Genomic DNA, 26,503 nt, shown 5'->3' on the forward strand with positions numbered 1-26,503 from the left:
CAACCCGATCGCCGCAAGTTAGGGAGTGTCGTCCGTGTCGTCCGGGTTTGTGTCAGCGTCCGCGCCCAACTGAGACAAGAGTCCCGCGATCAGCAGAGCCCCACCGATCGCCGCGGCCAGACCACGGTTATCAGCAGCAGCACCCTGTCCCCAGGCGGCGGTGCCCAGGAACGCGGCACCGAGCAACAGACAGGGAACCAGAACGATCCCTCGGGCAACTCGGTTATCCGCCATTCAGCTCAACCCCGAGGCGCAACGGTCGCTGGCCAGACCTGCGGCGACCAAACCGGAACTGAGATCGAGCTCGTCGCCGATCGGCGTCACCCGGGCCAGAAGCTGACCATCCACTGACCCCGCCGGCCGCAAATTCACCCGACGGCGCCGGGGCAGTTGTTCCCTCAACCAGGACACGGCACGGGCCTCATCGGGCGCTGCCACATCAACACAGGTCAACTGCACCGTGTAGGTGCGGTTGTGGTCGCCCACCTGAAGCAGCTGAGAACTGCGCACCTGGAGGACTTCTGCAGCATCAACGGAGAGCCCCGCACAGAACAGGACCAGCAGCAGCACCAGGACGCGAATCACAGGGACGCTCCGCACTGGGGGCAGAACCGGTGTTCATGGGCAGTGACCGCGCCGCAGGAGCCACAGGTGCGGGTGGTGTCGTTGGCCAGTTCGGGATGGGACGGAAGACCGACCATCTGGGCATTGCTTTTGCCCGGTGGAACCATCGGGTAGCAGTTTTCCCCGCGCCGCACGTGCACATCAATCAGCATCGGGCCGGGGGCACTCAAAGCAGCACCCAATGAGGCGTGCAGGTCGTCCCGCTCGGTGATCTTGACCCCATCCACGCCGAAGGCTCGGGCCAGGGCAATGAAATCAGGCATGCCATTGAGCATGTCCGAGGCGGAGTAGCGCTCGCCGTAGAAGCTTTCCTGCCATTGGCGAACCATCCCCTGCCAGTGGTTGTTGACGATCACCACCTTCACCGGAATCCCATAGGCCGCCAGCGTGCCCAATTCCTGAATGTTCATCAGGATGCTGGCATCACCGGCGATGCACACAACCTGACGCTCGGGGCATGCCACCTGAGCACCGATACCTGCGGGCATCCCGAAGCCCATCGTGCCGAGGCCAGCGCTGCTGATCCAGCCCCGTGGGCCATTGCGCAGATATTGCGCAGCCCACATCTGATGCTGACCCACATCGGTTGTGACGATGGCATCCGGCGCAAGATCGCGCACGGCCAGCAGCACCTCCTGGGGATAAATCGCCCCCTCCGCTGGGGGGACCGTGAGGGGATAGCGCTCTTTCCAGGTCTGGATGCGATCCAACCAGGCGGCTGAGCGCGGTTCCACCGTGGTTTGGAGACTGAGCTGAACCAACCGCGACAGGCTCAAACCCACGTCCCCGAGGACAGCCACTTCGGGCACACGGTTTTTGCCAACCTCAGCCGGGTCGATCTCGAAGTGAATGACCTTCGCGCGGGGGGCAAACGTGTCGAGTTTTCCGGTGACGCGGTCATCGAATCGTGCGCCGACAGCGATCAACAGATCACACTCGGTGACCGCAAAATTGGCATAGGCCGTTCCATGCATGCCAAGCATGCCCACCGACAGGACGTCGTTCTCATCGAACACACCCTTGCCCATCAACGTTGTCGTGACGGGGATCTGATGACGTTCGGCGAGGGCCCGCAGGCTCTCGTGGGCCGAGGCGGACACGGCGCCGCCGCCGACATACAGCAGAGGCCGACTGGACTGATCAATCAGCGCCAGGGCCGCACTGATCGCCGCATCATCAGGCGGTTCCGGCTGACGGAACCCGGGGGGGACGATCGAGCCGGGCTCAACCGGTGTGTAGTCGAACTCCTCTTGGCCAACGTCCTTGGGAATATCGATCAGAACTGGTCCTGGACGGCCACTGGCGGCGATCAGGAACGCCTGGGCGACGATCATGCCCAGGTCAGCCGGATCACGCACCACCCACGAGTGCTTCACGATCGGCAAGGTGATGCCGAAGATATCCGTTTCCTGGAACGCATCGGTGCCGATGGCGGGCCGGGGAACCTGTCCCGTGATCACCACCATCGGGACCGAGTCCATCTGGGCCGTGGCGATCCCGGTGACGAGATTGGTGGCCCCGGGTCCAGAGGTTCCAAAACAGACACCGACCTTGCCGGTGGCACGGGCATAAGCATCGGCGGCATGGGTGCCCGCCTGTTCATGACGGACCAGCACATGCTTGACCCATCCCTGACTTTCAGCGATGTGCAGGGCGTCGTAGATCGGCAGGATCGCCCCGCCCGGATAGCCAAAAATCGTGTCGACGCCATGGCGACGCAGGGCATCCATCAGGGCCTCTGCACCCGTGATCCGGCGCAACTGACCCGATTCCTGCCCGCCGACGGCCGTGGGAGCGGAAGTAAGGGTCACGGCAGCTCAGTCGAGATGGACCCCCCAGATTAATCGCCCGAAGCCCCATCAGCCCGACGCTGCCGGATCATGGCCTTGAGGATGCGTGTCGGATCCACCCATCGCCCCCGGTAGCGAACCCCCCAATGCAGATGGGGGCCGGTGGTGCGTCCTGTCAGGCCGACACGTCCAATGAGCTGTCCAGCACGGACCCGCTGCCCCGGTTGCAACAACGGAGCCTGCAGATGGCAATAGATGTGGTCATAGGCACCGGAGCGGATCAGGACGCCGACACCGCAGGAGTCGTCCAGGATTCGTTCGACGACGTCACCGGACCACCAGCTGAGCACGGGGGACCCGAGCGGAGCAGCGATATCCAGACCTCGATGGGGCTGCATCTGACCATCGACACCAGGTCGCAAGCCGTAATGGCTTGTGTAGGCCTGGAACTCAGCGATCGGAAAGACAGCGGACGACCAGGACGGAGCGGTCTGGGCGACGGCACTGCTGCTCATCCACAGCCCTGCCGCCAACGACAGGAACCGTCGCAACCGGTCAGAGCAGACCCATGGCATGGAGCGGGCCATGACCACTGATCAGTTCGAGCAGGAAGGCAGAAAAACCGACCATCGCCAGACGGCCATTCCAGACCTCGGAACTGTTGTTCCAACCCCATTCCCACTTCTCCTGGGGGTAAAGCTTGACCTTGGTGGGCAGCTCAGCAGCCGCATCCAAACTCACCTCAGGGCCCTCGAGGCTGGTGGCAACCAGGTCTGCAAGACCTTCGATGAAACCCGGGTAGGTGTCGAGGGCACGCACGCGCCTGAAATTCACCACACCGGCTTCAGTGGCCAGTTCGCGGTACTCGATGTCGATTTCTTCCAGGGTTTCGATGTGCTCGCTGACAAAGCTGATCGGAACCACAACCAAATCCTGGGTCTTGGCCTGTCCGAGTTCCTCGAGGGCTTCTTCGGTGTAGGGCTTCAGCCACTCAACGGGACCCACACGGCTTTGATAAGCCAAGGTGTGGGGGTTGGAGAAACCCACCTGGTTGGCGAGCTCCTTCATGATCAAGGCGGTGCAAGCCTCGATTTCCTTCTGGTAGGGATCGCCGGCCTCCTCGACGTAGCTCTTGGGAACACCGTGGGCTGAAAAGAACACGTGGGCGTTCTCTGGGGAATCGCTGTTGCGAACTTCGCTGGCGATCAGTTCAGCCATCGCCCGCACGTAACCCGGGTGATCAAACCAGCTGCGGATGCAACGGATCGGCAACTTTTCAAAGTCAGTGTCGCCCTGACGCAAACGCTGCAGCTCACGGAAGCTGGACCCACTGGTGCTGATGGAGAAGTGGGGATACAGCGGCAGCACCACCACTTGATCCATGCCATCGGCCTTGATATCGGCCACCGCCGATTCGGTGAAGGGATGCCAATAGCGCATCGCCACATAACTGGTGGCATCAATGCCGCGCTGACGCAGCAGGCTCTGCAATTCCCGGGCCTGCTGCTCCGTGATTCTCCGCAGGGGTGACCCTCCTCCAATGGAGCGGTAAGCCTCCTGGGACTTTCCGCTGCGCAAGGTGCTGATCAACCAGGCCAGCGGTTTTTGCAGTGCCGGACTCGGTAACCGGATGATCTCCGGATCGGCAAACAGGTTGTAGAGGAAGGGCCCAACGTCTTGGATCCGCTCCGGGCCACCCAGGTTCAGCAGGACAACGCCGACGCGGGACATACGGAAAGGATCGATCGGAAGGGGTTGAGCGTAGCCCCCACAAACGTCATCTTCGGGACCGATGACACATCCATGGACCTCAGCGACGGGCTTGACACCATCAACCAACAGCTTCGGGAGGACGGATTCCGCCTGAGGATCGAACAACGTGGCCGCCGGCTGAACCTCAGAGGACCGCTGCCGCGGCGTGACAACCCGGACCGGACATCGGTGCAACGGCTGAGTCCAGGCCTTGCTGCCGATCCCGCCGGACTCAGGGACGCAGAACAGACCGTTCGGCTGGTCGAACGCCAGCTCAACCGCGGCGCCTTCAACTGGGATGACTGGGCTGTCACAGGACGATCGAGCACCCCAGCTGATCGCTGCGGTCAGAGCACGGATGTCGCTGGAGTCATCTCCCAGTTCCAATCCGCATTCTTCGCGGACCCAAGGCGGCGGCGCTCACCGTCGGGCAGTCGCACCACCTGGACGGGGGCCTATCTCCCTTATCTCCGCCGGTTGCAGAGCCTCGCTCAGGGGCAGGTCATCGATGCCGAGCTGCTTCTCCGCACCCTGTCCAGCTACGAGGACGGCAGTCGCAGTCGGCAGCAATGCGCCACGGCCCTGTCCGCACTGGCCCATCATCTCGACCTGACCCTGCCGGAGGACTGGCGTCAAGAGGCCGGTGGCTATGGCCTCCACAAGGCGCAGTTCCGTCAGCTGCCGACCGACCGGCAAATCCTTGAAGCCGCCATGCGCATCCCCAATCCACGCTGGCGCTTGGTCTATGGCCTGATGGCCACCTATGGCTTGCGGAACCATGAGGTGTTCTTCTGTGACTGCAGCCCCCTGGGCAGCGGGGGCGACCGGGTGCTTCGCGTGCTGCCGACCACCAAGACCGGTGAACATCAGAGCTGGCCGTTCCATCCAGATTGGGTGGAACGCTTCGGGCTCGAGCAACTCGGAGACGACGTCTCCGCCCTTCCCGCGATCAGAACCGATCTGCGCACCACCACGTTGCAGCAGGTGGGGCGACGGGTAAGTGAACAGTTCCGGCGCTATGCACTGCCGATCACGCCCTATGACCTTCGCCATGCCTGGGCGGTCCGCACGATTCACATCGGCCTTCCCGACACGGTGGCCGCCAGGATGATGGGCCACTCCGTGGCAATCCATACCCGCACGTATCACCACTGGATCACCCGCCGGGACCAGCAGCAGGCCGTGGATACAGCTCTCGCCAGACAACGCGCGTCATGACGTCCTTTCTTCGCCCCCTTGCCTACCGCTACCGCTGGATTTACGACAGCGTCACGGCGGTGTCGTCCTTGAGTGTCGGCGGCGTGAACCGCCTTCGAGCTCTTGGGCTCGACGCTGTTCAGCAGCAGCTGCCAACAGGTGCACGGGTCCTGGACCTGTGCTGCGGCAGCGGTGAGGCCGCAGCACCGTGGCTGGCCGCCGGCTTCCGGGTCACCGGTCTCGATGTGTCACCCCACGCCCTCGACCTGGCTGCCGAACGCCATCCCGCGATGGAACGGGTGGAAGGACTCGCCGAAAATCCCCCCCTGGCGGACGCCAGCTTCAGTGCCATCCAGCTGAGCGTGGCCCTGCATGAATTCCCACGCCCTGAGCGCGAACAGGTGTTGCGCAGCTGCCTCCGCCTGTTGGAACCCGGTGGCTGGCTGGTGCTGGTGGATCTCCACCCGGCCGGACCAACGCTGCGGATTCCCCAGCAGCTGTTCTGTGCCTTGTTCGAAACCGACACCGCCACCGCCATGCTGGAGGACGACCTAGTCGCCCAGCTGAACAGCATCGGCTTCGAGGCAGTTCAACAGGAGCTGCTGGCCGGCCGAGCGCTGCAACGCATCACCGCCCGACGCCCCTGACTCCCCATGAGCAACTCCCTCGACACCAGCGCCGCAGAACTCGGCATGGGCGGCCATCTGGCGCCTGAAAAGGATGACGCCGGCTACCGCAAGCGCATGGAACGGCGCCAGGAGGTGCAACGCCAGCGCGTGGAGGAACGCAATAAGGAAAAGGGCTTGGTGCTGGTCTTCACCGGCCAGGGCAAGGGCAAGACCACCGCAGGCCTCGGTCTTGTACTGCGAACACTGGGCCATGGCGAACGGGTCGCGATTGTTCAGTTCATCAAGGGGGGCTGGGAACCCGGAGAGGCCCGGGCGTTGAAAGCCTTCGGTGATCAGGTGGCCTGGCATGCCCTGGGTGAGGGCTTCACCTGGGAAACCCAAGACCGTGAGAGGGACCAACAGCTGGTTGAAGCCGCCTGGGAGACCGCTCTCACCTACCTCCGTGATCCAGCCATCAAGCTCGTGTTGCTGGATGAAATCAATGTGGCCATGAAGCTGGGCTACATCGGGGCAGACACGGTGCTGCGCGGGTTGTCAGAACGTCCGGAGTTGACCCATGTGGCCCTGACCGGCCGAGGGGCACCGGCCGATCTGGTGGACCAGGCGGATCTGGTGACCGAAATGACCCTTGTGCACCACCCCTTTCGCGAACAGGGCGTCAAGGCCCAGGCCGGTATCGAATTCTGAGACCTCGGCCCATTGCCCTAGGAGGAGGCGAGATCCTCCTGCAGATGGCGGGTTGCTTCGGTCAACACCGACAACCCACTCACCAGCAGAGCGCGGTAGACCACAGGGTCACTCCAGCAGGCGGGATCTTCACTGGCGCGCTCGAGCGCTGACAGTGTGAGGCGGGCCATGACGCCGCTCTGGGCATGGTCGTGTTGCTGCATCACCACGAAGCCGTTGCGCCATTCAAGCGGGGATCGAGGCTCTTGACGAGCGCTTGCTACTGTCAAACGGATCTGGACCGTTGATGACCTACACACGCGTCCTGCTGAAGCTCAGCGGCGAAGCTCTGATGGGATCTCAGGGCTATGGCATCGATCCCGCCATCGTTCATTCCATCGCTCAAGACGTTGCCAAGGTGGTGGCGTCCGGAACCGAGCTGGCCATCGTGGTCGGCGGAGGCAACATTTTCCGGGGCCTCAAAGGCTCCGCCGCTGGGATGGAGCGGGCCACAGCCGACTACGTGGGCATGTTGGCCACCGTGATGAATGCGATCACACTTCAGGACGGCCTTGAACAGGCGGGTGTCCCGACCCGTGTTCAAACCGCGATTGCGATGCAGGAGGTGGCTGAGCCCTACATCCGCCGCAAAGCGATCCGCCATCTCGAGAAGGGGCGCGTGGTCGTTTTTGGTGCCGGTTGCGGCAATCCCTTCTTCACCACCGACACCACCGCGGCGCTTCGCGCCGCTGAGATCAATGCTGATGTGGTGTTCAAGGCCACCAAGGTGGACGGCGTCTACGACAAGGATCCCGCCAAACACGCGGATGCCGTGAAGTACGACAACCTCGGCTTCCAGGACGTCCTCAGTGGAGAACTGGGAGTGATGGACAGCACCGCCATCGCCTTGTGCAAGGACAACAACATCCCGATCGTGGTGTTCAACCTGTTTGAACCTGGCAACATCGGCAGAGCAGTCGCTGGGGAGCCGATCGGATCGCGCATCGGCGAACCGCTCTGAATTCAGCGCCAACGACCTCGTCCAGCCCCTCTTCCTCTCCCATGTCGACCCAAGATCTCGAAGCCAGCATGCGCAAGTCGGTGGAGGCCACCCAGCGCAACTTCAACACCATTCGCACGGGGCGTGCCAATTCATCGTTGCTCGATCGCATCAGCGTTGAGTACTACGGCGCTGATACGCCGCTGAAGTCACTGGCCACCCTGACGACGCCGGACTCGCAGACGATTCAGATCCAGCCCTTCGACCTGTCCTCCCTCGGGCTGATCGAAAAGGCCATCGCGATGAGCGAACTGGGCTTCACCCCCAACAACGACGGCAAAATCATTCGCATCAACGTGCCGCCGCTCACCGAAGAGCGCCGCAAAGAGTTCTGCAAGCTGGCCTCGAAATACGCTGAGGAAGGAAAAGTTGCGTTGCGCAATTTGCGCCGTGATGCAATCGACAAGATCAAAAAGCAGGAGAAAGACGGCGATTTCTCCGAAGATCAAAGTCGCGATGAACAAGACGCAGTCCAGAAGACCCTCGATAAGTTCATTGCCGAACTCGAGAAGCACCTGGCCACCAAGGAAGCCGACATTCTCAAGGTGTGAGCGCTGCCGCTGGATCCGTTTGTGATGTCCTGATCGTCGGGGCTGGGGCCGCAGGTTCCGCTGCGGCCTTTCATTTGGCGGAAGCTGGCCATTCCGTCAAGCTCTTGGAACGCGACGCTGAACCACGGATTAAACCCTGTGGTGGAGGCATGGCGGCATCCGTACAGCAATGGTTTCCGTTTCCTCTGGACCCTGCCGTTGAGCAGGTGATTCAGCAAGTGGATTTCAGCTGGTGCCTGGACGACCCAGTGGTCGCCGCACTTCCCGGCGACGCTCCCTTCTGGATCGTGCGCAGGGAACGTTTGGATCAACTTTTAGCCGAGCAGGCAGCCCTGGCCGGTGCTGAATGCATCGCAGGGACGGAGATCAACGCCATCACCCGCATTGGTGAAACTTGGCAGGTCACGGCCCAGGACGGACGCCAATGGACAAGCCGGGCCGTGGTCATTGCAGATGGTTCCGGGTCGCCTTGGCCCCAACAATTGGGCCTGGGCCCCAAACAGATCCAGACCGCAACCACGATGTCGGTGCGTCTGGAGGGCCAAGGATCCATGGCCAACGGAACCACACGATTTGAATTTGGCTTGGTGAAACAGGGCTTTGCCTGGGCCTTTCCCATCGCCGGTGGGGTGAACATTGGCGTCGGGAGCTTCATCGGCAAGCAGGACGCCGATCCCGACGACGTGCTCGCCCAACTGCTGCCAGATCTTGGCTTTCCGGCGGATGCCGGGGTCCGCCAACGCGGGCAACTCCGGGTCTGGAACGGCCATCATCGCCTCGATGGCGAGGGCATCGTTGTTGTCGGTGACGCCGCCTCGCTCTGTGACCCCTTCCTCGCCGAAGGGCTTCGGCCAGCCCTGATGAGTGGATGTGAAGCCGCCCACCATCTCGACCGCTGGCTGCGCGGCGACCAGAAGGACCTGCGCGGCTACAGCGAAGCCATGCGGATCCGCTGGGGAGACTCCATGGCCTGGGGCAAGCGCATTGCCCAGGTGTTCTATCGATTCCCCGGAGTTGGCTACCAGCTCGGGATCAAACGCCCGACAGCGCCTCAACGCATTGCCCAAATCCTTTCGGGAGAAATGGGTTACGGAGACATTGCCCAGCGGGTCATCAGGAGGCTCTTACTGCAACGCCGTTAGAGCTCCAATGAGAGCTGTTGCGTGGAGCTGCTCTGCACCGAGCGACGCTGACGCCGTCGGCTGGTCACCGGGGTTAGGCCTGATTTGCGGGAGCCATGCCGACGCTGAATCGCATCGGCATGGCGATCAAAACCTGTCGACCGTCGAATCGCCCAGATCCGATCTTTTGCCTCCTGCATCGAGGCGGCAACATCAACAATCGGTGGTGGCATGCCCCCACCCAGGGCCCAGGGCTCATGAACATGAATGGCCGGCACATCGCTGAGCTCAGGGCACCAACGACGGATGAATCGACCTTCGGGGTCATGGTCGAGGCCCTGCTTGATCGGGTTGTAAATGCGAATCGTGTTGATCGACGTGCTCCCGGACTGCATCTGACACTGGCTCCAATGAATGCCCGGTTCGTAATCGACGAATTGCCGAGCCAAATGCAGGCCACTGTCCCGCCATGGCAACCAGAGGTTGTAACTCGCGAAGGACATCAACATGGCGCGCATGCGGAAATTGATCCAGCCATGGGCCTGAAGGGCCCGCATGCAGGCATCCACAAAAGGCACCCCGGTACGGCCTTCTGACCATGCGGCCAAGCGTTCGGCATCGCAGGAACGAATGCCACGCATGAAGGGATGGAAATCCTCGAATTCAATCGAGGGTTGATCTTCCAGCTTCTGAATGAAATGGCAATGCCAATGCAGGCGTGATTCAAAACTGCTGACCCCACGTCCATGGAAGCCACGGCTGGTCTGCAGCACCTCTCGCATCGAAACACAGCCCCAAGGGAGATAGGTGGACAGACGTGAGCAGCCGCTGAACGCCGTGTTCGGACTGGAGATCGAACGGGAATAGCGGCAGGCCCGATGCTCAAGGAAGTCCATCAGTTCCAACAGGGCCAAAGAGCGGCCGCCGCGCTGCCGCTCAGGACAGGCCTCAGCAGGTAAGTCTGGACACGGTCTGTCCGGAAGAGGGCCTGGTTGAAGACCCTCCAATGCCTGCAGTGAGGGAGAGGGGGTGATTGGCTCTGCCATCTGCGCCTCCCAGCGCTTGGCCCAGCCATGACGGGAACGCAACCCCCGCGTCACCCCGAACTGAGGGAGTTCCGTCCAGGGAATGCCGTGCTGTCGCGCCCAAGCCGCCACCCGCTTGTCACGTGCAAAAGTCCAGCCGTTGCCAGTTTCCTGATGGCTCCAGATGCCGGCAATGCCGAATTGACGCCGGGCCCGCTCCAACACCTCGACCACATCACCGCTCCGCACCACAAGGGGTTGCCCCAAGGCCGCCAGGGCCTCCCGCAGGTCCACGAGGGATTCGTGGCAAAACAACCACTGCCGCTCGGACGCATCCGGCTGCTGCCAGAGAGCAGGCTCAATGACATACAACGGCAGCACCGGTCCGCGCGCTGCGGCGGCATGAAGGGGTCGATGATCCACAACCCGAAGATCCCGCTTGAACCAGACGAGCTGCAACGCCGCCATCCATCGGCTTCAAGGCATTCGGTTCTAGTGGATCCACCCCGCAGGGCGTGTCAGTCCACCGCAGCCTGCATTCTCTCGCCAAAACTGGATTGCACCCGATCGCGGAATGCCGTCACATCGAGGCGTTGCGTCATCGCAGCGGCGATCAGAAAAAGGAAGATTTGAAATGCAAACAACCCGACATAGGCCCCAAAGGGGTCACCACCGTTGAGCCACTGAAACAGGGTCAGAAGACCACCTCCACTGATCGTGGCCAGGCCGCAGGAATAGGCATAGCCAGCCCCCCAGACCCCGAGAAGAAATCCGGTCTGTCCGGGCTGAACGAAGTTGAACATCAGCGTGAGGCAAGCATTCATGCAGACCCCCAATGACAAGCCGAACAGGGTCACACCAAGCTTCAACAAACCAAGGGATTGAATCGGGGCCGCCAGCAGCAGCAGGGCGAGGGAGACCACTGCCAGGCCAGCCCCACACTGGGACGCTCGAATATTGCCGATTCGATGGATCAACTGAAAACCACTGAGCACCATGCCAACGAAGAAACCCAGCGCAAGGGAGGCATTGAGCGCTGTCGTCGCACAGACACTCATGCCAAACACAGCGGCGCCGTACGGCTCCAGCACGGCATCGTTGAGAAACATGCTGAAGGTGAACAGGCAGAGCACGGCCATGAAGCGCCCGGCCTGCGGAATGTTTCCCATCAATCGCAGGAGCTGGAGCGGTGCCAACCGCTGGGGCGGCACCACCGTGTTGGGAACCACAGAGCTGGCCTTGGAGCTGCGTTGCTCCACACCCAACACCGAAGCGATGCCGAGCCCGAGCAGCAGCAGCGGAACCACCAGAGTTAATCGATCCAGACCAGCCAAAACGGCAGCACGACCGGCCCCCGCATCACAGGCACTGCCGAAGACCTGATTCACCAGCACGGTGCCCAGCAGCACACCCAGCAACCGCATGGCCCAAACCACAGAGAGAACCTGGGGTCGCTCCTGATCAGTGGTGCGATCGGCCACCAAGGCCGAAAACGCTGTGCCTCCAGCCGCAATCGCCGTCCCGATCGCCACGGAAATCCCGATCAGAGCCAAGAACCACGCTGCACTGTCGAGCATCAACTGCGCTTGCATCGCACCGGCAAGCAGCAGCACCACCTGCACCGCAAGCCCAAAGAGCACGGCAATGGCCACGGAGCTGGCCAAAATGAAGGGTGTACGACGCAATCGGTCGGCGGGTCGGCGATCGGAGCGGTGGCCAAACCAGACCCGCGTGAAGCCCATCAGCTGCTGCGCACCAACCGCCAAAGCCGCCAAGGCGGCAGGGACTTGAATGTCTTGGATCAGAAGACGATTCAGCAATCCCAGGATCAAGACCGAGAGCAAGCCCAAAGCGAGCTGAAACAGACCCAGCTGCAACCCAAGCTTTAATTGCCGAGGCAAGAACAATCAAATTGACGCATCAGGCACTCTAATGGTCCGAAAAAAACGTTTTTTGGATTAGAGCTCCGCCTGCTTGAGATCGCGCAGCCGCTCATCAACAGACGCCAACAGCTGAATCGCAAACATGGGTGATTCTTGAACGGCAAACAGGAATTTGTCGCGGTTCATCTCAATCAATCGCGAGTCCACCGTGGCCGTGGCGGTTCCCAGCCGCTGGTGTCCCTCCATGACCAAGGCACCCGCCCCGAAGACATGGCCACAGGGAATGTCCTCATGGCCCTCGTGACCGAGGTCATCGAGCCAGGTCAGCCGAATCGAACCTTCGAGGATTCCATACATGGATTCCCCGACATCTCCGGCCTTGAACAACACCTGACCGGCTTCGAGTGCAATGACCTCACCCCGATCGGCCAGGGAACGCATCGTGTCCAGAGCAAGCATGACAGCACTCCAAACTCAGCTCAAGGGTCAGGAGCTTGCCGCAGTCAGGGCCAAGGTGGCACCAAACCCCTGGCGGACATCCTCCTGGGTCAACCGGCCATCGTGGTCTTGATCCAGCGCATCAAAGACAGCATCACTCCCCAACCATTCATCGCGGGTGATGCAGCCATCGCCGTTGAAGTCATTCAACAGAAAAATCTCTTGAATGGCATGACCGAAAGCCGAGCCACCCTCCAGCTCAGCCAGGCGATGGCCCAATTGTTGTTCGAGGGTTTCAATCGCTTTGCTGAATCCCCTGATGCCCTCTCCGAGCTTGTCGGAGGCCATCCGATCCGCCGCCATCAAATCGTCAAAGGTCGTGCGGTCGACATGCAGCTCAGCATCCGCCGTCCCTGGAGCCGTTGCATCCAGCTTGCGCGTCAAAACCTGGTCGGTGCCACGGAGCTGATCCAGCAACTTGGGTGAAATGGTCAGCAGATCGCATCCAGCCAACTCAACGATCTCATCGATGTTGCGGAAGCTGGCACCCATCACTTCCGTTTGAAAGCCATAGGTTTTGTAGTAGTTGAAAATTTTGCTCACGGAGAGCACGCCTGGATCTTCAGCACCTGGATAGGAATCCCGACCCGTTTCAGCCTTATACCAATCCAAAATACGGCCAACAAATGGCGAAATCAACGTGACGCCGGCCTCAGCACAGGCAACGGCCTGACCAAAGCCAAACAACAAGGTCAGATTGCAATGAATCCCCTCTTTCTCAAGAACCTCCGCCGCCTTAATCCCCTCCCACGTGGAGGCGATTTTGATCAGGACACGATCATTGCTGATCCCAGCATCGTTGTACAGACGAATTAACTTACGACCTTTTTCTATCGTTCCATCGGTGTCGTAGCTCAGCCTTGCATCCACTTCCGTTGACACACGTCCAGGCACAATTTTCAGGATCTCCTTACCGAAGATCACACTGATCTCGTCCAGGGCCTCGCGAACAATCTCTTCAACAGGTGCATTCTCTCCAATCAGTCGCCGCGACGCCCTTAATGCCTCATCGATCAGGCTCTGATAAGCCGGAATTTGCGCTGCGGCAAGAATCAACGAAGGATTCGTTGTGGCATCCCGTGGTGTGAATTGACGAATCGCCTCAAGATCACCGGTGTCGGCAACGACAACCGTCATCTGCGATAGCTGGTCCAGCAGGTTGGCCATCGTTTGGTATCAACTCTTTTGTCTGAAACGTAGCCACTTTCCGGGGGTCCGTTCAGCTGAGATCCGGTTTGTTTAATTCCTCTGGCTTAGACGGGCGGATTTTCTCGATCACGAGTAAGCCATCGATGATTTGTTTGGCCACGGGAACAGCAACTGTTGAGCCATAGGCATGCTCTCCCTGAGGCTCATCAACGACAACCAAAACGACGTAACGGGGATCGTCGATTGGCAGGGTGGCCACAAAGCTACAGATCTTGGCCCCAGGGAGATAAATCCCATTCAAAGCTTTCTGCGCCGTCCCCGTCTTGCCACCAATGCGATAACCAGGCGTTTTCACCCCCTGACCACTGCCCTCATCCACCACGGACTCCATCCAGGCGAGCACGGTGCTGGTCACCGACTGCCGCAACAGCTGCTGCCCGGCGGGGGCCGCCGATGGAGCCAGGGCATCACCGGAGCGGAAGCCACGGGTGATGTGCGGACTCACCATGCGGCCTCCATTGGCCAGCATCCCGTGCAGCTGAACCAACTTCAACGGCGTCAGAGAAAACCCCTGACCGAAGGCCGTCGTTGCCGGTTCAATCGGTTGGGTGACGAAGGCCTTTCGCGTCTTCAACTGTCCGGCGACGGCACCCGGCAAATCGGTATCAGGGCGCATCGCGATGCCAAGGCGCTGCATCCAGTCCCAATAGGTCCCATCGGGCAACTGACGCATCGCCTGAACCATGCCGACATTGCTCGACACCTGCAGAACCTTGGCAAAGCTGATCACCCCGTTGGCCTTGCGATCGTGGTTGTTGATCGGCCAGCCACCGATCTCCAGCTGACCGATGTCGTTCACGCGACCATCCGGTTGGATCACCTTTTCCTGGAGGGCCAGAGCGAGGTTGATCGGCTTGAACGTGGACCCCGGCTCATAAAGATCCTGGACTGACCACTCCCGGAAACGCCCAGGATTGAACTCCCAGTAGCGATTGGGGTCGTAGGTGGGCGTTGACGCCATCACCAACAGCTCACCGTTGCGCACATCCATGACGATGGCGGCACCTTTCTTCGCTTTCCACGTCTTGACCTGATCAGCCAGTGCCTTCACCGCCAACTCCTGCAGGCGTGAATCCAGGGTCAGCTGAAGACGCAGATCATCGCCATAAAACACACCGGGCTCCAGGGCATCCGGGAGCGGGGTGCCGTCCGCGCCCCGACGCAAACTGCGGGCCTGTTCATGGCGTTGGAGATCGCTGTGGCGGCTCTGTTCAAGGCCCGCCTGAGGAACACGCTCAGTGTTGAGAAAGCCGACCACGTTCGCGAACAACGTGCCTTGGGGATACACCCGCTGCGGGTAGGCCTCAAGATCCAACCCGCTGACGCCGAGCCCTCGGATGGTCGCGGCCGTTTCCGGATCCAGACCCTCTCGCAGCTTCACCCCGGAGCGCTGATCAGCCATGGCCTGGAGCAAGGTCTCCGCCGGCGCCGCCAGGGGTTCAGCCAAGAGTTCGGCCACATCCCGGGGCGGGCGAATCGCCGTTGGCTCATCGCCGGGGAAGTTGAAATAACGGGGATGAGCCCAGAGCCTGTATCGCTTTTCATCCAGTGCGACCAGGCGACCATTGCGATCAACAATCGGGCGGCGCTGGCCCAAGGGCTGGGATTTCTGAGTCTGCAGCTGCCGGGCCCGCGTTTCCAAAGGCCCGGTCTGGACCAGCTGCAACCAGGCCATCCGACCGATCAAGCCGACCAGACCGGCCGACAGGATCAGGAAAATCATCCAGAGACGCCGATCCGGCACTTTCTCCAGGGCCACCACCCTGGAGCGCGGTCGCTTCGAGAGCCGCGCCATCAGTAGCCCGGGCGGATGGGCTTTTGCAACAACGACTGCACCGTCTCGATCAGATCCGAATCCGTGGGGGTGGAAGCAGCAACCTTGGGACGGTCCAGATGAATCAAATTGGATGCCTTCGTCGGCACCAGGCGTTGCGGTTGCGATGTTCCACGGAGGACATGCTGCTCCAACAGCGCGGTCGATTCAGTCAGGCGATGGGCCAGGGTCCGGGTGGACTCAAGCTGATTGAAGGCAACCGTCCAACGATGCTGCCAGTGCAAGGTCAGACCAGCCAAAACGGCCGTCGCCGTCAGGACGCCCAAGAGGGTTCCGTCGGCGACCCGATGAAGGCTCCCCAACACCGGTGAACGCCGCGCCACCCGTGCCGACGACATTGAGCCCTGGATCAGATCAAGGGTTCTCCCGGAAGGACGCTGTTCCGGAACCGCTACCACCGCTGAGCCGTCAAATAAGCCAGTGAACCACCCGTAACAGGGCCTTGCAAGCACTAAAGCAGGAGCAAATTCGCAAAGGTGACGGCATTCCAAATTGCATGCATGAGCACGCAGGGCAACAAGCGTCCGGTGCGCAGCCGTACCAACGCCAGACCGGTGCCCAGCACCGTCAGTGGAATCAGCTCACCGATGCTGATGTGGGCCATCGCAAACAGCAGACCATTCAGGAGAGCGCCGACACTGAAGCCCACCCGCCGAGCCAGAACAGGCAGCAGCACGCCGCGGAAAATCAGCTCTTCAAACAAGGGGGCCAGCACAACAGCGGTGACCGACAACAGGATCAGGGCCAGCGGATCCCGACTCAGCAGCACCAGCTCCAGCAGAGGATTGCTCCCTCCTGGATCACCAAAGAACTTCACCAGCAACCAGCCGGCCAACATCACAACCGGCGTGATCATCAGCCAACCGCTCAGCGCTTGACGCAGTGCTCCGCCGATCGGCTGGATCCGCCATTGCAGCCAGCCCTCCTCAGGCCGCTGCTCACGGTCCAAGGCCGCAAGCTGACGGCGGAGAATCAGCAGCGAAGGGAACGCCATCACCGCATAGGTCAAGACAACCGACACACCTTCGCGACGGGGACTGGTCAGGGCCTCGGGCAGGGCCATCAGCAACGGCTGAGCAAGCACCGGCACGGCGATCGAGCTGACCACGACAAAACCACCGGCCACCAACAGGGCCATGTCGATCAGTGTCAGCGCCGGACCCTGCAGCGAAGGCACCTCAGGCAGCCGTCCCCGCAGGGCTTGCCACCCCTTCGCCAAGAGCAAAAGAATCCCCAGGCCCGCGGTGATCAGCGGCAGGAGAGCACTGATCAGCAGACGGATCAATGCATTGGACGACGTTGCCGGATCCCAGCAGGCCTCGGGGTCTGGCGAGGAGAGCTCGCAACGCAACTGGTCGAGCAGCGGATCAGGCCGCTCCGACGGTGGCAAAACCTCGGGCTGGCCCTGCAATAAAGAGAGAAGAACGCTCTGACGGGCACTGCGCTGCTCCTCGGCGCTGGCTTCAAGGGCCTCCAACAGCGTGGTCCTCGGGTCAGGCGTCGCCAGCAGCGGCCTGAGCGCTGGCGACACCGCAGGTTCCGCCAACACCGTCAGTTCCTGGTGCTGCAAGGAGAGCGCCGGTGCGACAGATTTGCGATCAAGGCTGTCTTTAAGACCCAGCAACCAGATCACGGCCGCCAGCAACAGCGATAGAAGTGCCAGTGGCACTTTCCACTGGGCGTAGGAACGGGACGACACCGCAGTGGGTCAACTGGAACTGATTGTGACCCCAAGAGGCCGTGAGGTCGTCCCCATACGATGGCCGCGCCTCGACGCATCACGGTGACCCTCCGCCTTCTCCTGGTCCGCCACGGTCTCAGCAGCTTCAACCAGGAGCGGCGCATCCAAGGACGTGATGATTTATCCAGCCTGACTGAAACCGGCCATACCCAGGCCCGCCGACTCGGTCAGAGCCTGGCGGAGGTGCCACTTGATGCCATCTACAGCTCAAGGCTGTCGCGGGCAGCATCCACAACCGCTTCCTTGCTGGAGGGCCGTGGGGGAGATGCCCCTGAACCGGTGTTCGACGACGGATTGCTCGAAGTGGATCTCGAACCCTGGAGCGGTCTCAGCATCGACGAGCTCCAGCGCGACCATGGCGAGGCCTATGCCACCTGGAAGCGACACCCCTTAGACCTCGAACTCCAGCGCAAGGACGGGCAGACCTACCGCCCCCTCGGCGAGCTGATGGAGCAGGCCCGTGCCTTCATCGCGGCCCTGCTGCAACGACACCCCGTCGATGGCAATGACACCGTTCTGGTGGTGGCCCACAACGCCATCCTGCGCTGTCTGATGCTTGTGCTGCTGAACGAACCCGAGCGGGGTTTCCGTCGCCTGCGCGTGGACAACACCTCGCTCTCGGTGTTCAACCTCCGCCCGGGCCAGACCAGTCCCCAGGTCCAGATCGAATGTCTCAACAGCACCACCCACCTGGAGCCCCTGCCCTCCAAAGGAGACGGAGCGCGGCTGATCCTCGTGCGCCATGGCGAGACCAACTGGAACAAGGAAGGACGATTCCAGGGGCAGATCGATATCCCCCTCAATGAGAACGGCAAGGGGCAAGCTGCCGCGGCCAGAGACTTCCTGCGGGACATCCCGATCAACAAGGCTTGGAGCAGCACGCTGTCACGCCCCACGGAAACAGCACAAATCATTCTGGAAGCACACCCTGAGGTGACGCTTCAGCAGACCGATGGTCTCGTGGAAATCGGCCATGGGTTGTGGGAAGGCAAGCTCGAATCCGAAATCAATGCCGGCTGGGCGGAGCTGCTGGAGACCTGGAAAACCGCACCCGAAACGGTTCAGATGCCGGAGGGGGAAACCATTCAAGATGTCTGGTCTCGGTCCGTGCAGAGTTGGTCGGCCATCGCCAGCAGCCTTGAAGCCACAGACACCGCGCTGGTTGTTGCCCATGACGCCGTCAACAAAACCATCCTTTGCGATTTGCTCGGGCTGACGCCAGCCGACATCTGGGCTGTGAAGCAGGGCAATGGCGGTGTGACCGTGGTCGACATCCCCACCGATCCGAGCCAGCCTGCGGTCGTGACCTGCCTGAACCTCACCTCCCACTTCGGAAGCGTGATTGACCGAACGGCTGCAGGCGCTCTCTGAAGCCATGGATCCATCGGTACTGCTCGATCCTGTCCAGATCCTTCAGGGTGCAGGGCAGGCGGTTCGCACTGGAGCAGTTCTGCTCGATCAAGGTCGCATTCTTGGCTTCGATGATGCCGCTCGCCAGCTCGCACAACAGCGTGGGCTGCGTCCAACCCGAGCGGGCCATCAGCTCGTCGCTCCTTGCCTGGTGGACCCGCATTCAGTGCTGGAACAAGCCACCGGAGGCCGCGAAGAAACCCTGAACTCGCTGCGCCGCAGCGCGGCGGCCGGGGGCTATGGACAGATTGCCCTGCTGCCCCGGAGCAACACCTGGCGGGATCGTCCGGAACGTCTCCAGGGCTTCGCCAACACAACCGATGGGGTCCGGATTCATCTCTGGGGCAGCTTCAGCCTGGATGGAGCCGGAACGGATCTTGCCCCCCATGCGGATCTTTTGGAGGCAGGGGCCATTGGTCTGGCCGACGATGATGCGGTGATTGCAGTCCCTCTGCTGGAACAGGGTCTGCTGCTGGGAGAAATGAGCGGAGCTCCGATCCTGATCGCAGCGAGGGATCCCGCCCTGCAGGGCGAAGGCCTGGTGCGTGAAGGTGTGGAAACGCTGCGTGCAGGCTGGAGTCCTGATCCCATCAGCAGTGAAGTGCTGCCGCTGAGCGCCCTGCTCGCACTGCAAGACCAACACCCCCAGCGGCAACTGCGGTTGATGAATCTTTCGACGGCCGCAGCCGTACAGCACCTGCAACGCTTGGACCGGGCACCCCGTTCAACGGTGTCGTGGTGGCATCTGCTTCGTGATCGTTCCGAACTGAGCAGCACAGATCCCGGCTGGCGGGTGCGGCCATCGCTCGGGGGGCCGGACGATCGCTCGTCCCTTCGGGAAGCGCTGCGCTCGGGGCTCATCACAGCAGTGGCGGTGCATGCCGTCCCCCTGGATGCAGAAGATCTGTTGTTGCCGACCGACCAACGACCGCCTGGCTTGAGCGGCCATCACCTGGTTCTCGCGGCCCTTTGGAATGCTTTGGTCCGGAAGGAGGGTTGGAGCATCGAAGAACTTTGGCAAGCCCTGAGTTTTGGTGGATCGCTTCTGCTGGATCAACCCTCCGAGCAACTCGGCCTGGAGAGCTATCGCTGGTTGCTGTTTGACCCAGACGAAACCTGGACGGTGAGCACCAACGACCCCTCGGCTCCGATGGCACGCAATCTCCCCTTACTGGGGGAGACCATGCGCGGGCGGGTGATCGCCACAGGGTTGGAACAGCAGATGCTGTTCAGTCCGTAAGGGTTCCAAGCCGATTGGGCGGCCAGAAGCGCCAAACAGCCCGACCAATGATCTGATCTGTTGGCAGAAACCCCCAAACTCGACCGTCCTGACTGTTTCCTCGGTTGTCCCCAAGAACAAGCACATGTCCCGGGGGGACCGTGTCTGTGATCGTTCCGCAGTCGCTCCAGTTCCTGAGATCCAGTTTGCAATATTTGGTGACATACGGTTCGTCCAGCGCCTCACCGTTGACACGCGCTTTGCCTTGTGGGTCCACTTGGACGCGATCACCCTCAACGGCAATCACCCGTTTGATGTAGGCATCACAGGCGGGATGTCCGACTCCTGGAAACCATCCCACAAGCGGGATGTTCGCGATCGCGCATTGCAGGGGGCGCGGTGGTGGCGACAACGCAAGGAGAGCCGGAACAAAGGCGGCTGGGGAATGGAAGACAACGATTTCTCCCCGCCGAGGCTTGCGTTGGCGAAACGTGAGCTTCTCCACGAGCAAACGATCATGTACCTGTAATCCAGGCAACATCGACCCGGATGGGATGTAGCGCGCCTCAACGATGTAATGGCGAATGCCCAGATAAAGGGCAAAGGTGAAAAGGATCGGACCCCAGAAATCCCAAAAGGGATGAATGCGACGACTCTCCTGCCTGGATTGATCGTCCTGCTGCTCGGCTGCCAAAGGGTCGCAATCGCCAACGAATGATCCACGATAGGAGCAGTGATCCGGGATGCCTCCTGTCCCCCCGGGCCGCTGGCTGATGATCCGACCCCGCTGGCAAGGTTTGACCCGGGACAAACGCACACGCAGCTGGCTGCTCTGGGACCGAGCCATCGCGATCCTGGCCGTCATCAATCTGGGCTGGGTGGTCTTCGACGTCAGTTACCTGCCGCTTCGCAGTTTCTGGTTGCAGCGCAACCTCTACCCAGTGCCCTCGCTACCGCTGGTGGTGCCATTGCCCTGGCTGCCGGACATCACCCCCTGGTACGACCCGATCAAAGGCATTGAGACCCACCGCGACACCGAGAACTACCTGACGCAATTCCAGCGCTTGGATCAATTGATTCAGTCGCATGGACTCCGGGCTGCCCTCGTCGATCAGCAGCTTGCTGAGCAGAGACGACTGACGGAAACCATGATCACCACAAACCCCTTTGTGGGATCAAACAACGCCGGTGCGTTGGAAACAATCAAAACCCGGCTGAGGGAGCGCTCGGGGATCGACAGCTCATTCCTGGCGGTTGAGCATCTCCTGAGCACCGAACACCTCCTCACCACGGAATGGAACCGGGAGCGTCGCTTTTGGATTGATCAAATTCTTCCACTCGTGGAGATCAACACCTGGCGGAGCTTTGACGACAGCGGACGGCCCACGGATCTCAGCTGGAAAATCGACGCCCCCTTTCAGCTGTTGTTCCTCCTGGACATCCTGCTGAGAAGCTGGCGGGTGAAACGGCGCTACCCCAGCATTCGCTGGCGTGATGCCCTCTTACGGCGCTGGATTGATCTCCCCCTGCTGCTTCCGTTCGGACGGTTGCTCCGCGTGGTTCCGGTCACGGAGCGTCTGACCTCAACCCGCTTGATCCAACTGGAACCCCTCAGGGCTGCCATCAGTCGCGGCGTTGTCGCACTCCTGGCGCTTGAACTCTTCGAAGTGATCACCATCCGGGTGGTGGATGCCTTGCAGGAATGGATCCAATCCCCACGGCTGCCCCAACGCATCCGAGGGTTCTGTTCGTACCAGAGCAGTGAGCAAAACGAGCAACGCGAGCTGGTGGAACTGATCCAGCTCTGGCTCCCTGTCCTGATGACCAGGATCGGGCCCAGCATGCGGCCGCAGCTGATCGCCCTGCTGAGCCACCTGCTTCAGCAGAGCATGAATCGATCGGTCATCCCGCAACCCCTGCGTGGAGTACCAGCGCTTCAGAAAGCGGAAACTGAACTGAGCAGGCAGTTGGCTGGAGGCGTCGTCGATTCATTGCTGGATGTCTCCAAGGAAGCCGGCGAACGGATCGGACAGCGCGATGCCATTCTCGAAGACCTGGGAATCGAAGCCCTCGACCGATTCTGGGAGCAGTTGGCCCATAGCCTCGAACAGGGTCCCGTGCTCGAACAAAGTCAGCTGCTGTTGTCGTCGTTGCTGGAAGACCTCAAGCGGTCGAGCTTCCGACAACTCCGCGATCAACGCGATGTGGACGCGTTAATCGCGGAACTGGATGGCTTGAATTTCAATCAGTCAGAGCGTCAGCCCAGACCTCAGGCTTGAAGCCAACCAGAAAGGAACCGTCCGGAAGAGCGACAAAAGGACGTTTAATCAACTTGCCATCAGCCGCCAAGGCGTTGATGGCCTCTTGATCCGACATCTGCTTGACCGCCGCAGCGCCCAGGGCGCGATAGCTCTGCCCACTGGTATTGAACAGGGGCTGGCGGGAGCCAAAATGTGCCGCAGCGGCACTGAGCAGATCACTGGTCGGTGGATCAACCGTGATATCGACAACCGAATGGGCAATGTTCTGATCCTTCAGCCAGGACAGCGCCTTGCGACAGGTGCTGCACCGGCTGTAGCTGTAGATCCGAATGGAATCGCTCAACGATCAACGACCGAACAGGGCTTTCACCGCACCCACAAGGCTGTTGGATCCCTTACCAGCGCCATCGGAGGGCTTGGTGCGGACGGTCACATCACCATTGACGGTGGTCCGGCAGCTCAGGCGGTAGTTCGACGGACGATCAGCGAGGTAAACCTCTTCGACGTCGCTGCGTGGTGACAGGTTCGCCTCGCCTTCAACAACCTCCATGACACAGGTGCCGCACTGGCCAACACCGCCACAGTTGTTGAGGTTGTTCAGACCGTTATAGGGATTGACACCCGCATCGAGGGCAGCCCTGCGGAGATTTGCACCCTCGATGCAACCCACCTGTTGGCCTTCCTGTTCGAATCGGATGGTGGGCACGGTTCAGTCACGATTTCTGGTGCGCACCAACTTACAAGCAACTGCGATCAGATCGACAGCTGTTCTCACCCTTCTGCATCATCGGCCGCGGCTGCATCGATGCAACGGTTCAGCAACGGACCAACCGCATCCAAATCTCTCCACCCAGCGATGGTGATCCGTCGGCCCTCAAGGCTGCGGCTGGTGCGGAAAAACTCCGCCACATCCTCAAGCTGGCTCGGAGCAATTTGACGAATGCTGTCGATGGCGTCCTGTCGGGGGTCGGCGGCAGGAACGCAAAGAAGCTTCCCGTCGTAAACACCGTTGTCCTCGAGATCGAGCAGACCGATTGGCCTGGCCTTGATCAAACAGCCCGCAAAGGTGGGCTCCGCCATGATCACCAGGGCATCCAGAGGGGACCCATCTGCGGCAAGGGTGTTGGGGACAAATCCGTAATCGAAGGGATAACGAACGGAGGCATGCAGCACCCGATCGAGCACCATCACCTTGGTTTGCGGGCAGTATTTGTATTTGTTTCGGCTCCCCGCAGGAATCTCAACCAGCAGGTTGAGCAACCCGGGTGACGGAGATGGGGGCAGTCGGTGAAGATCCATCGTGCTCCAAGGCCGCAGGGGTCATACCGGGGGAATCGCCTGAGCGATCATTCACCACAGCGAGCAGAGGCAAGCTCAAGGTGAGCGTGGCGAGAAGGAATCCAGCCAATGCAGTGGACGCCAGACCTGGACTAAGAGGGTCCTCAGAGTCCTGAGAAGACGCCGACTCGTCCTGACGGTGTGAACCTGGTTCTGAAGCCATGTAATCGGTCGTGCGGGCGAGCCGCATGACCATTCATCCCATTGAGTATTGACTGCATTCTGTCACCGACGAGGACACTATGCAGCGGGTCTGTCCTGACGGTCCCGGCGGGCTGTGAGGTCGGCGGGGGGCTGCTCCATCCCTTCCAGATGGGAGCGGATCACACGCAGCTCATCCAGGATCGCTCCGAGCATCTGCTGGGTTGCGGTGGACGGTGAATTGAGGACCTCAACGGTCACCTCCTTGATCCGCAGGACATCCTTCGCGAAGCGGGCGACCTCGTTGGGATGGAACAGAAGTGCATCTTTCTGATCACTTCGATATTCAGGATTCAGCTTCCTTGGATTAAAAGGAGGATTGAGATTTCTGGGATCAGTATTTGTATAACGGTATACAGATGCTCTCGATCGGTTCAACGATTTCTGAACTTCGTCGATACCAACAAGCGCTTCGGCTGTTGCAGCATCCACAGCAATTTCAGTCGATTGATGAACCTGGGAGACCACGGAATCGATCGACCGAGGAATCATGAGACGTGCTTACGACAGTCTGGACTGAGCGGACGGTAGCAGTCGAGACTCAGGTCGCACAGAGGTTTCCCACAGTTCAGGACACTTCCACGATCGGCATGCGAATCAGTGAGTGATAGTTTCTCAAACTCTTGAAATGCCATAGCCATGCGCGTCTCCCGCCTGATGCTGGTGACGCTTCGCGAAAGCCCAGCCGATGCCGAAATCGCATCGCATCAGCTGCTTCTGCGCGGCGGGTTTATTCGACGAATCGGTTCAGGTGTCTACGCCTACCTTCCAATGATGTGGAGGGTTCTCCAGCGCATCAGCACGATCGTGCGCGAGGAGATGGACCGTTCAGGCGCCCTGGAAACACTGTTGCCGCAGTTACACCCATCTGAGCTCTGGGAACGCAGCGGCCGATGGCAGGGATACACGGCCGGGGAAGGGATCATGTTCCACCTGGAAGATCGCCAGGGACGCCAACTCGGGCTCGGCCCGACCCATGAGGAGGTGATCACAAGCCTGGCGGGAGACCTTCTGCGCTCCTATCGGCAATTGCCGGTCAACCTCTACCAAATTCAAACCAAATTTCGGGATGAAATCAGACCCCGCTTCGGTCTGATGCGTGGTCGTGAATTCATCATGAAGGACGCATACTCCTTCCACGCCACTGAGGCTGATCTGCGAGACACCTACGCGGTGATGGATCAGACCTATCGGCGCATCTTCGAGCGCTGTGGCTTGGAGGCTGTTCCCGTCGATGCCGACAGCGGCGCGATCGGCGGTGCCGCATCACAGGAATTCATGGTCACGGCAGACGCCGGCGAGGACCTGATTCTGATCAGCGACGACGGCAACTACTCCGCCAACCAGGAGAAAGCCGTCTCACGGCCAACCGATGCCGTTCCCCTGGAGGCCGGTTCAACCCAAGACATCTCGACACCGGGGCAAACCAGCATTCAGGCCCTCTGCGAAGCCCAGGGCTGGCACCCCTCTCAGATCGCGAAAGTCCTGCTGCTTCTCACCGTTCTGGATGACGGCAGCGAGCAACCAGTGCTGGTGACCCTGCGTGGCGACCAGGAGCTCAACGCGGTGAAGTTGACCAATGCTGTGACCCACGCCCAAGGCCAAGGCGTCCTGGACTGCCGCCCGATCACAACGGATGACATCCAACGGCAGGGACTCGACCCAGTGCCCTTTGGTTTCCTTGGTCCCGATTTTGGGGATCAGCACCTCTCCGGAGCCAGCAGCTGGTCGAAGACGTTCCTCCGCTTCACGGATCCAACCGCCGCTGATCTGACTCAGTTCATCTGTGGTGGCAATCAGTCCGACCTCCATCGGGGCCCCTGCAGCTGGGACGCCATCGGAGCCGATGGGGCAGTGGTGGACCTGCGCAATGCACAACCGGGGGACCGCTGCGTCCACAACCCATCGGCTCAGCTCGAAGCCAGACGAGGGATCGAAGTCGGCCACATCTTCCAGCTGGGTCGCAAGTATTCCCAGGCGATGGAAAGCCGGTTCACCAACGAGGCAGGGCGGGAAGAACCGTTCTGGATGGGCTGTTACGGCATCGGCATCTCCCGCCTGGCTCAGGCAGCGGTTGAGCAACACCACGACGACGCCGGCATCTCCTGGCCCGCCGCGATCGCACCCTTCGAAGCGGTCGTGGTGATCGCCAACATTCAGGACGAGGTTCAAAACGACCTTGGCGAAGCGCTCTATCAATCTCTGCTGAACGCCGGGATTGATGCCCTTCTCGATGACCGCAAGGAACGCGCTGGCGTCAAATTCAAAGATGCCGATCTCATCGGCATCCCCTGGCGCATCGTTGTGGGACGTGATGCTGCAACAGGCCAGGTGGAACTGGTTCGTCGCAGGGATCGCTCGATGCAGACCCTCGATCACAGCGATGCCCTCAAGCAGCTGCTGCAGGCATTGCGGCCGGAATGAGGACTGTGGGGGGATCAACAACCTGAGCCCCCACCTGTCCTCCTACAGTCCCCGCCAGTCTCTTCGGTGT

29 protein-coding genes are annotated in these 26,503 nt (G+C 60.9%); 10 read left to right on the forward strand and 19 right to left on the reverse strand.

Going from position 1 to position 26,503, the window contains the following annotated elements; all coding sequences use genetic code 11:
* Positions 1 to 18: 18 nt before the first annotated feature.
* From ACGVKB_RS01090 to hemH, 5 genes are read right to left on the reverse strand one after another with little or no spacing between them, the layout of a single operon-like run.
* Positions 19 to 234, reverse strand: coding sequence for a GIVxVP protein (locus ACGVKB_RS01090; protein ID WP_392349420.1), 216 nt, complete (start codon positions 232 to 234; stop codon positions 19 to 21).
* A complete protein-coding gene (locus ACGVKB_RS01095) occupies positions 235 to 585 on the reverse strand; it encodes a nuclease (RefSeq protein ID WP_392349579.1) in 351 nt (116 codons plus the stop codon).
* Entirely contained in the window at positions 582 to 2,435 is a 1,854-nt protein-coding gene (gene ilvB / locus ACGVKB_RS01100) for a biosynthetic-type acetolactate synthase large subunit (protein WP_392349421.1), read from the reverse strand. Before ilvB ends, ACGVKB_RS01095 begins: the two co-directional genes overlap by 4 nt.
* 29 nt (positions 2,436 to 2,464) lie before the next feature.
* Positions 2,465 to 3,001 carry a M23 family metallopeptidase gene (locus ACGVKB_RS01105; RefSeq protein WP_392349422.1) on the reverse strand — a complete coding sequence of 179 codons (537 nt, stop codon included), beginning with the start codon at positions 2,999 to 3,001 and terminating at the stop codon, positions 2,465 to 2,467.
* Positions 2,970 to 4,145, reverse strand: coding sequence for a ferrochelatase (gene hemH, locus ACGVKB_RS01110; protein WP_392349423.1), 1,176 nt, complete (start codon positions 4,143 to 4,145; stop codon positions 2,970 to 2,972). Before hemH ends, ACGVKB_RS01105 begins: the two co-directional genes overlap by 32 nt.
* Before the next feature lie 72 nt (positions 4,146 to 4,217).
* Here hemH and ACGVKB_RS01115 point away from each other — a divergent pair, with 72 nt between their 5' ends.
* The 3 genes from ACGVKB_RS01115 to cobO are packed head-to-tail and all read left to right on the forward strand — an operon-like array spanning position 4,218 to position 6,679.
* Positions 4,218 to 5,384 carry a site-specific integrase gene (locus ACGVKB_RS01115; protein WP_392349424.1) on the forward strand — a complete coding sequence of 389 codons (1,167 nt, stop codon included), beginning with the start codon at positions 4,218 to 4,220 and terminating at the stop codon, positions 5,382 to 5,384.
* Positions 5,381 to 6,010 (forward strand): class I SAM-dependent methyltransferase, encoded by a 630-nt coding sequence (locus tag ACGVKB_RS01120; protein ID WP_392349425.1) that lies wholly within the window; start codon positions 5,381 to 5,383, stop codon positions 6,008 to 6,010. The genes ACGVKB_RS01115 and ACGVKB_RS01120 overlap by 4 nt, the downstream gene beginning before the upstream one ends.
* 6 nt (positions 6,011 to 6,016) lie before the next feature.
* Entirely contained in the window at positions 6,017 to 6,679 is a 663-nt protein-coding gene (cobO, locus tag ACGVKB_RS01125; protein ID WP_392349426.1) for a cob(I)yrinic acid a,c-diamide adenosyltransferase, read from the forward strand.
* Positions 6,680 to 6,696: 17 nt separating this feature from the next.
* On the opposite strand, the gene ACGVKB_RS01130 is transcribed toward cobO, so the two are convergent.
* On the reverse strand, positions 6,697 to 6,882 hold the full coding sequence (locus ACGVKB_RS01130) for a hypothetical protein (RefSeq protein ID WP_392349427.1): 186 nt from the start codon (positions 6,880 to 6,882) through the stop codon (positions 6,697 to 6,699).
* 83 nt (positions 6,883 to 6,965) lie between these two features.
* Between ACGVKB_RS01130 and pyrH the strand changes: the two genes are divergently transcribed.
* The 3 genes from pyrH to ACGVKB_RS01145 are packed head-to-tail and all read left to right on the forward strand — an operon-like array spanning position 6,966 to position 9,411.
* A complete protein-coding gene (pyrH, locus tag ACGVKB_RS01135; protein ID WP_392349428.1) occupies positions 6,966 to 7,679 on the forward strand; it encodes a UMP kinase in 714 nt (237 codons plus the stop codon).
* A 41-nt stretch (positions 7,680 to 7,720) separates the two neighbouring features.
* Positions 7,721 to 8,269, forward strand: a complete 549-nt coding sequence (gene frr, locus ACGVKB_RS01140) for a ribosome recycling factor (protein WP_392345484.1) — start codon at positions 7,721 to 7,723, stop codon at positions 8,267 to 8,269.
* Complete coding sequence (locus ACGVKB_RS01145; protein ID WP_392349429.1) at positions 8,266 to 9,411, forward strand: NAD(P)/FAD-dependent oxidoreductase; 1,146 nt, start codon at positions 8,266 to 8,268, stop codon at positions 9,409 to 9,411. Before frr ends, ACGVKB_RS01145 begins: the two co-directional genes overlap by 4 nt.
* Here ACGVKB_RS01145 and ACGVKB_RS01150 read toward each other — a convergent pair.
* From ACGVKB_RS01150 to ACGVKB_RS01180, 7 genes are read right to left on the reverse strand one after another with little or no spacing between them, the layout of a single operon-like run.
* Positions 9,408 to 10,883, reverse strand: a complete 1,476-nt coding sequence (locus tag ACGVKB_RS01150; RefSeq protein WP_392349430.1) for an FAD-binding domain-containing protein — start codon at positions 10,881 to 10,883, stop codon at positions 9,408 to 9,410. The two genes, ACGVKB_RS01145 and ACGVKB_RS01150, sit on opposite strands and share 4 nt — an antisense overlap.
* A gap of 50 nt (positions 10,884 to 10,933) precedes the next feature.
* A complete protein-coding gene (locus ACGVKB_RS01155) occupies positions 10,934 to 12,322 on the reverse strand; it encodes an MFS transporter (RefSeq protein WP_392349431.1) in 1,389 nt (462 codons plus the stop codon).
* 51 nt (positions 12,323 to 12,373) lie between these two features.
* Positions 12,374 to 12,757, reverse strand: coding sequence for a cyclic nucleotide-binding domain-containing protein (locus ACGVKB_RS01160; RefSeq protein WP_392349432.1), 384 nt, complete (start codon positions 12,755 to 12,757; stop codon positions 12,374 to 12,376).
* Between the two features lie 27 nt (positions 12,758 to 12,784).
* Entirely contained in the window at positions 12,785 to 13,963 is a 1,179-nt protein-coding gene (locus ACGVKB_RS01165) for a transaldolase (RefSeq protein WP_392349433.1), read from the reverse strand.
* A 52-nt stretch (positions 13,964 to 14,015) separates the two neighbouring features.
* Positions 14,016 to 15,800 (reverse strand): peptidoglycan D,D-transpeptidase FtsI family protein, encoded by a 1,785-nt coding sequence (locus ACGVKB_RS01170; protein ID WP_392349434.1) that lies wholly within the window; start codon positions 15,798 to 15,800, stop codon positions 14,016 to 14,018.
* A complete protein-coding gene (locus ACGVKB_RS01175; protein WP_392349435.1) occupies positions 15,800 to 16,237 on the reverse strand; it encodes a hypothetical protein in 438 nt (145 codons plus the stop codon). Before ACGVKB_RS01175 ends, ACGVKB_RS01170 begins: the two co-directional genes overlap by 1 nt.
* A 53-nt stretch (positions 16,238 to 16,290) precedes the next feature.
* The gene (locus tag ACGVKB_RS01180) at positions 16,291 to 17,538 is read right to left on the reverse strand and encodes a CPBP family intramembrane glutamic endopeptidase (protein ID WP_392349436.1); all 1,248 of its coding nucleotides are present in this window, start codon (positions 17,536 to 17,538) and stop codon (positions 16,291 to 16,293) included.
* A gap of 84 nt (positions 17,539 to 17,622) precedes the next feature.
* Here ACGVKB_RS01180 and ACGVKB_RS01185 point away from each other — a divergent pair, with 84 nt between their 5' ends.
* Together ACGVKB_RS01185 and ACGVKB_RS01190 are read left to right on the forward strand one after the other, a co-directional pair.
* Complete coding sequence (locus ACGVKB_RS01185; protein WP_392349580.1) at positions 17,623 to 18,951, forward strand: histidine phosphatase family protein; 1,329 nt, start codon at positions 17,623 to 17,625, stop codon at positions 18,949 to 18,951.
* A 4-nt stretch (positions 18,952 to 18,955) separates the two neighbouring features.
* Positions 18,956 to 20,230, forward strand: a complete 1,275-nt coding sequence (locus ACGVKB_RS01190; protein WP_392349581.1) for a dihydroorotase — start codon at positions 18,956 to 18,958, stop codon at positions 20,228 to 20,230.
* Here the strand turns inward: ACGVKB_RS01190 and lepB are convergent.
* The gene (lepB, locus tag ACGVKB_RS01195; protein ID WP_392349437.1) at positions 20,220 to 20,903 is read right to left on the reverse strand and encodes a signal peptidase I; all 684 of its coding nucleotides are present in this window, start codon (positions 20,901 to 20,903) and stop codon (positions 20,220 to 20,222) included. The two genes, ACGVKB_RS01190 and lepB, sit on opposite strands and share 11 nt — an antisense overlap.
* Positions 20,904 to 20,982: 79 nt before the next feature.
* Here lepB and ACGVKB_RS01200 point away from each other — a divergent pair, with 79 nt between their 5' ends.
* Positions 20,983 to 22,488: a hypothetical protein gene (locus tag ACGVKB_RS01200; protein ID WP_392349583.1), complete on the forward strand. Its 1,506-nt coding sequence runs from the start codon at positions 20,983 to 20,985 to the stop codon at positions 22,486 to 22,488.
* Here the strand turns inward: ACGVKB_RS01200 and ACGVKB_RS01205 are convergent.
* The 5 genes from ACGVKB_RS01205 to ACGVKB_RS01225 all read right to left on the reverse strand — a co-directional run bounded on the left by ACGVKB_RS01205 (position 22,451) and on the right by ACGVKB_RS01225 (position 24,501).
* Positions 22,451 to 22,813 (reverse strand): arsenate reductase family protein, encoded by a 363-nt coding sequence (locus tag ACGVKB_RS01205; protein WP_392349438.1) that lies wholly within the window; start codon positions 22,811 to 22,813, stop codon positions 22,451 to 22,453. The genes ACGVKB_RS01200 and ACGVKB_RS01205 overlap by 38 nt on opposite strands.
* A gap of 3 nt (positions 22,814 to 22,816) precedes the next feature.
* Entirely contained in the window at positions 22,817 to 23,176 is a 360-nt protein-coding gene (locus ACGVKB_RS01210; RefSeq protein ID WP_392349439.1) for a 2Fe-2S iron-sulfur cluster-binding protein, read from the reverse strand.
* A 65-nt stretch (positions 23,177 to 23,241) separates the two neighbouring features.
* Positions 23,242 to 23,769, reverse strand: coding sequence for an inorganic diphosphatase (locus tag ACGVKB_RS01215; protein ID WP_392349440.1), 528 nt, complete (start codon positions 23,767 to 23,769; stop codon positions 23,242 to 23,244).
* Positions 23,711 to 23,878 (reverse strand): hypothetical protein, encoded by a 168-nt coding sequence (locus ACGVKB_RS01220; protein WP_392349592.1) that lies wholly within the window; start codon positions 23,876 to 23,878, stop codon positions 23,711 to 23,713. Before ACGVKB_RS01220 ends, ACGVKB_RS01215 begins: the two co-directional genes overlap by 59 nt.
* 170 nt (positions 23,879 to 24,048) lie before the next feature.
* Positions 24,049 to 24,501, reverse strand: coding sequence for a resolvase (locus ACGVKB_RS01225; protein WP_392349441.1), 453 nt, complete (start codon positions 24,499 to 24,501; stop codon positions 24,049 to 24,051).
* A 147-nt stretch (positions 24,502 to 24,648) separates the two neighbouring features.
* Here ACGVKB_RS01225 and ACGVKB_RS01230 point away from each other — a divergent pair, with 147 nt between their 5' ends.
* A complete protein-coding gene (locus ACGVKB_RS01230; RefSeq protein ID WP_392349443.1) occupies positions 24,649 to 26,433 on the forward strand; it encodes a proline--tRNA ligase in 1,785 nt (594 codons plus the stop codon).
* The last annotated feature ends 70 nt before the right edge of the window (positions 26,434 to 26,503 follow it).

The organism is Parasynechococcus sp. (assembly GCF_042954325.1).
Classification (GTDB): domain Bacteria; phylum Cyanobacteriota; class Cyanobacteriia; order PCC-6307; family Cyanobiaceae; genus Parasynechococcus.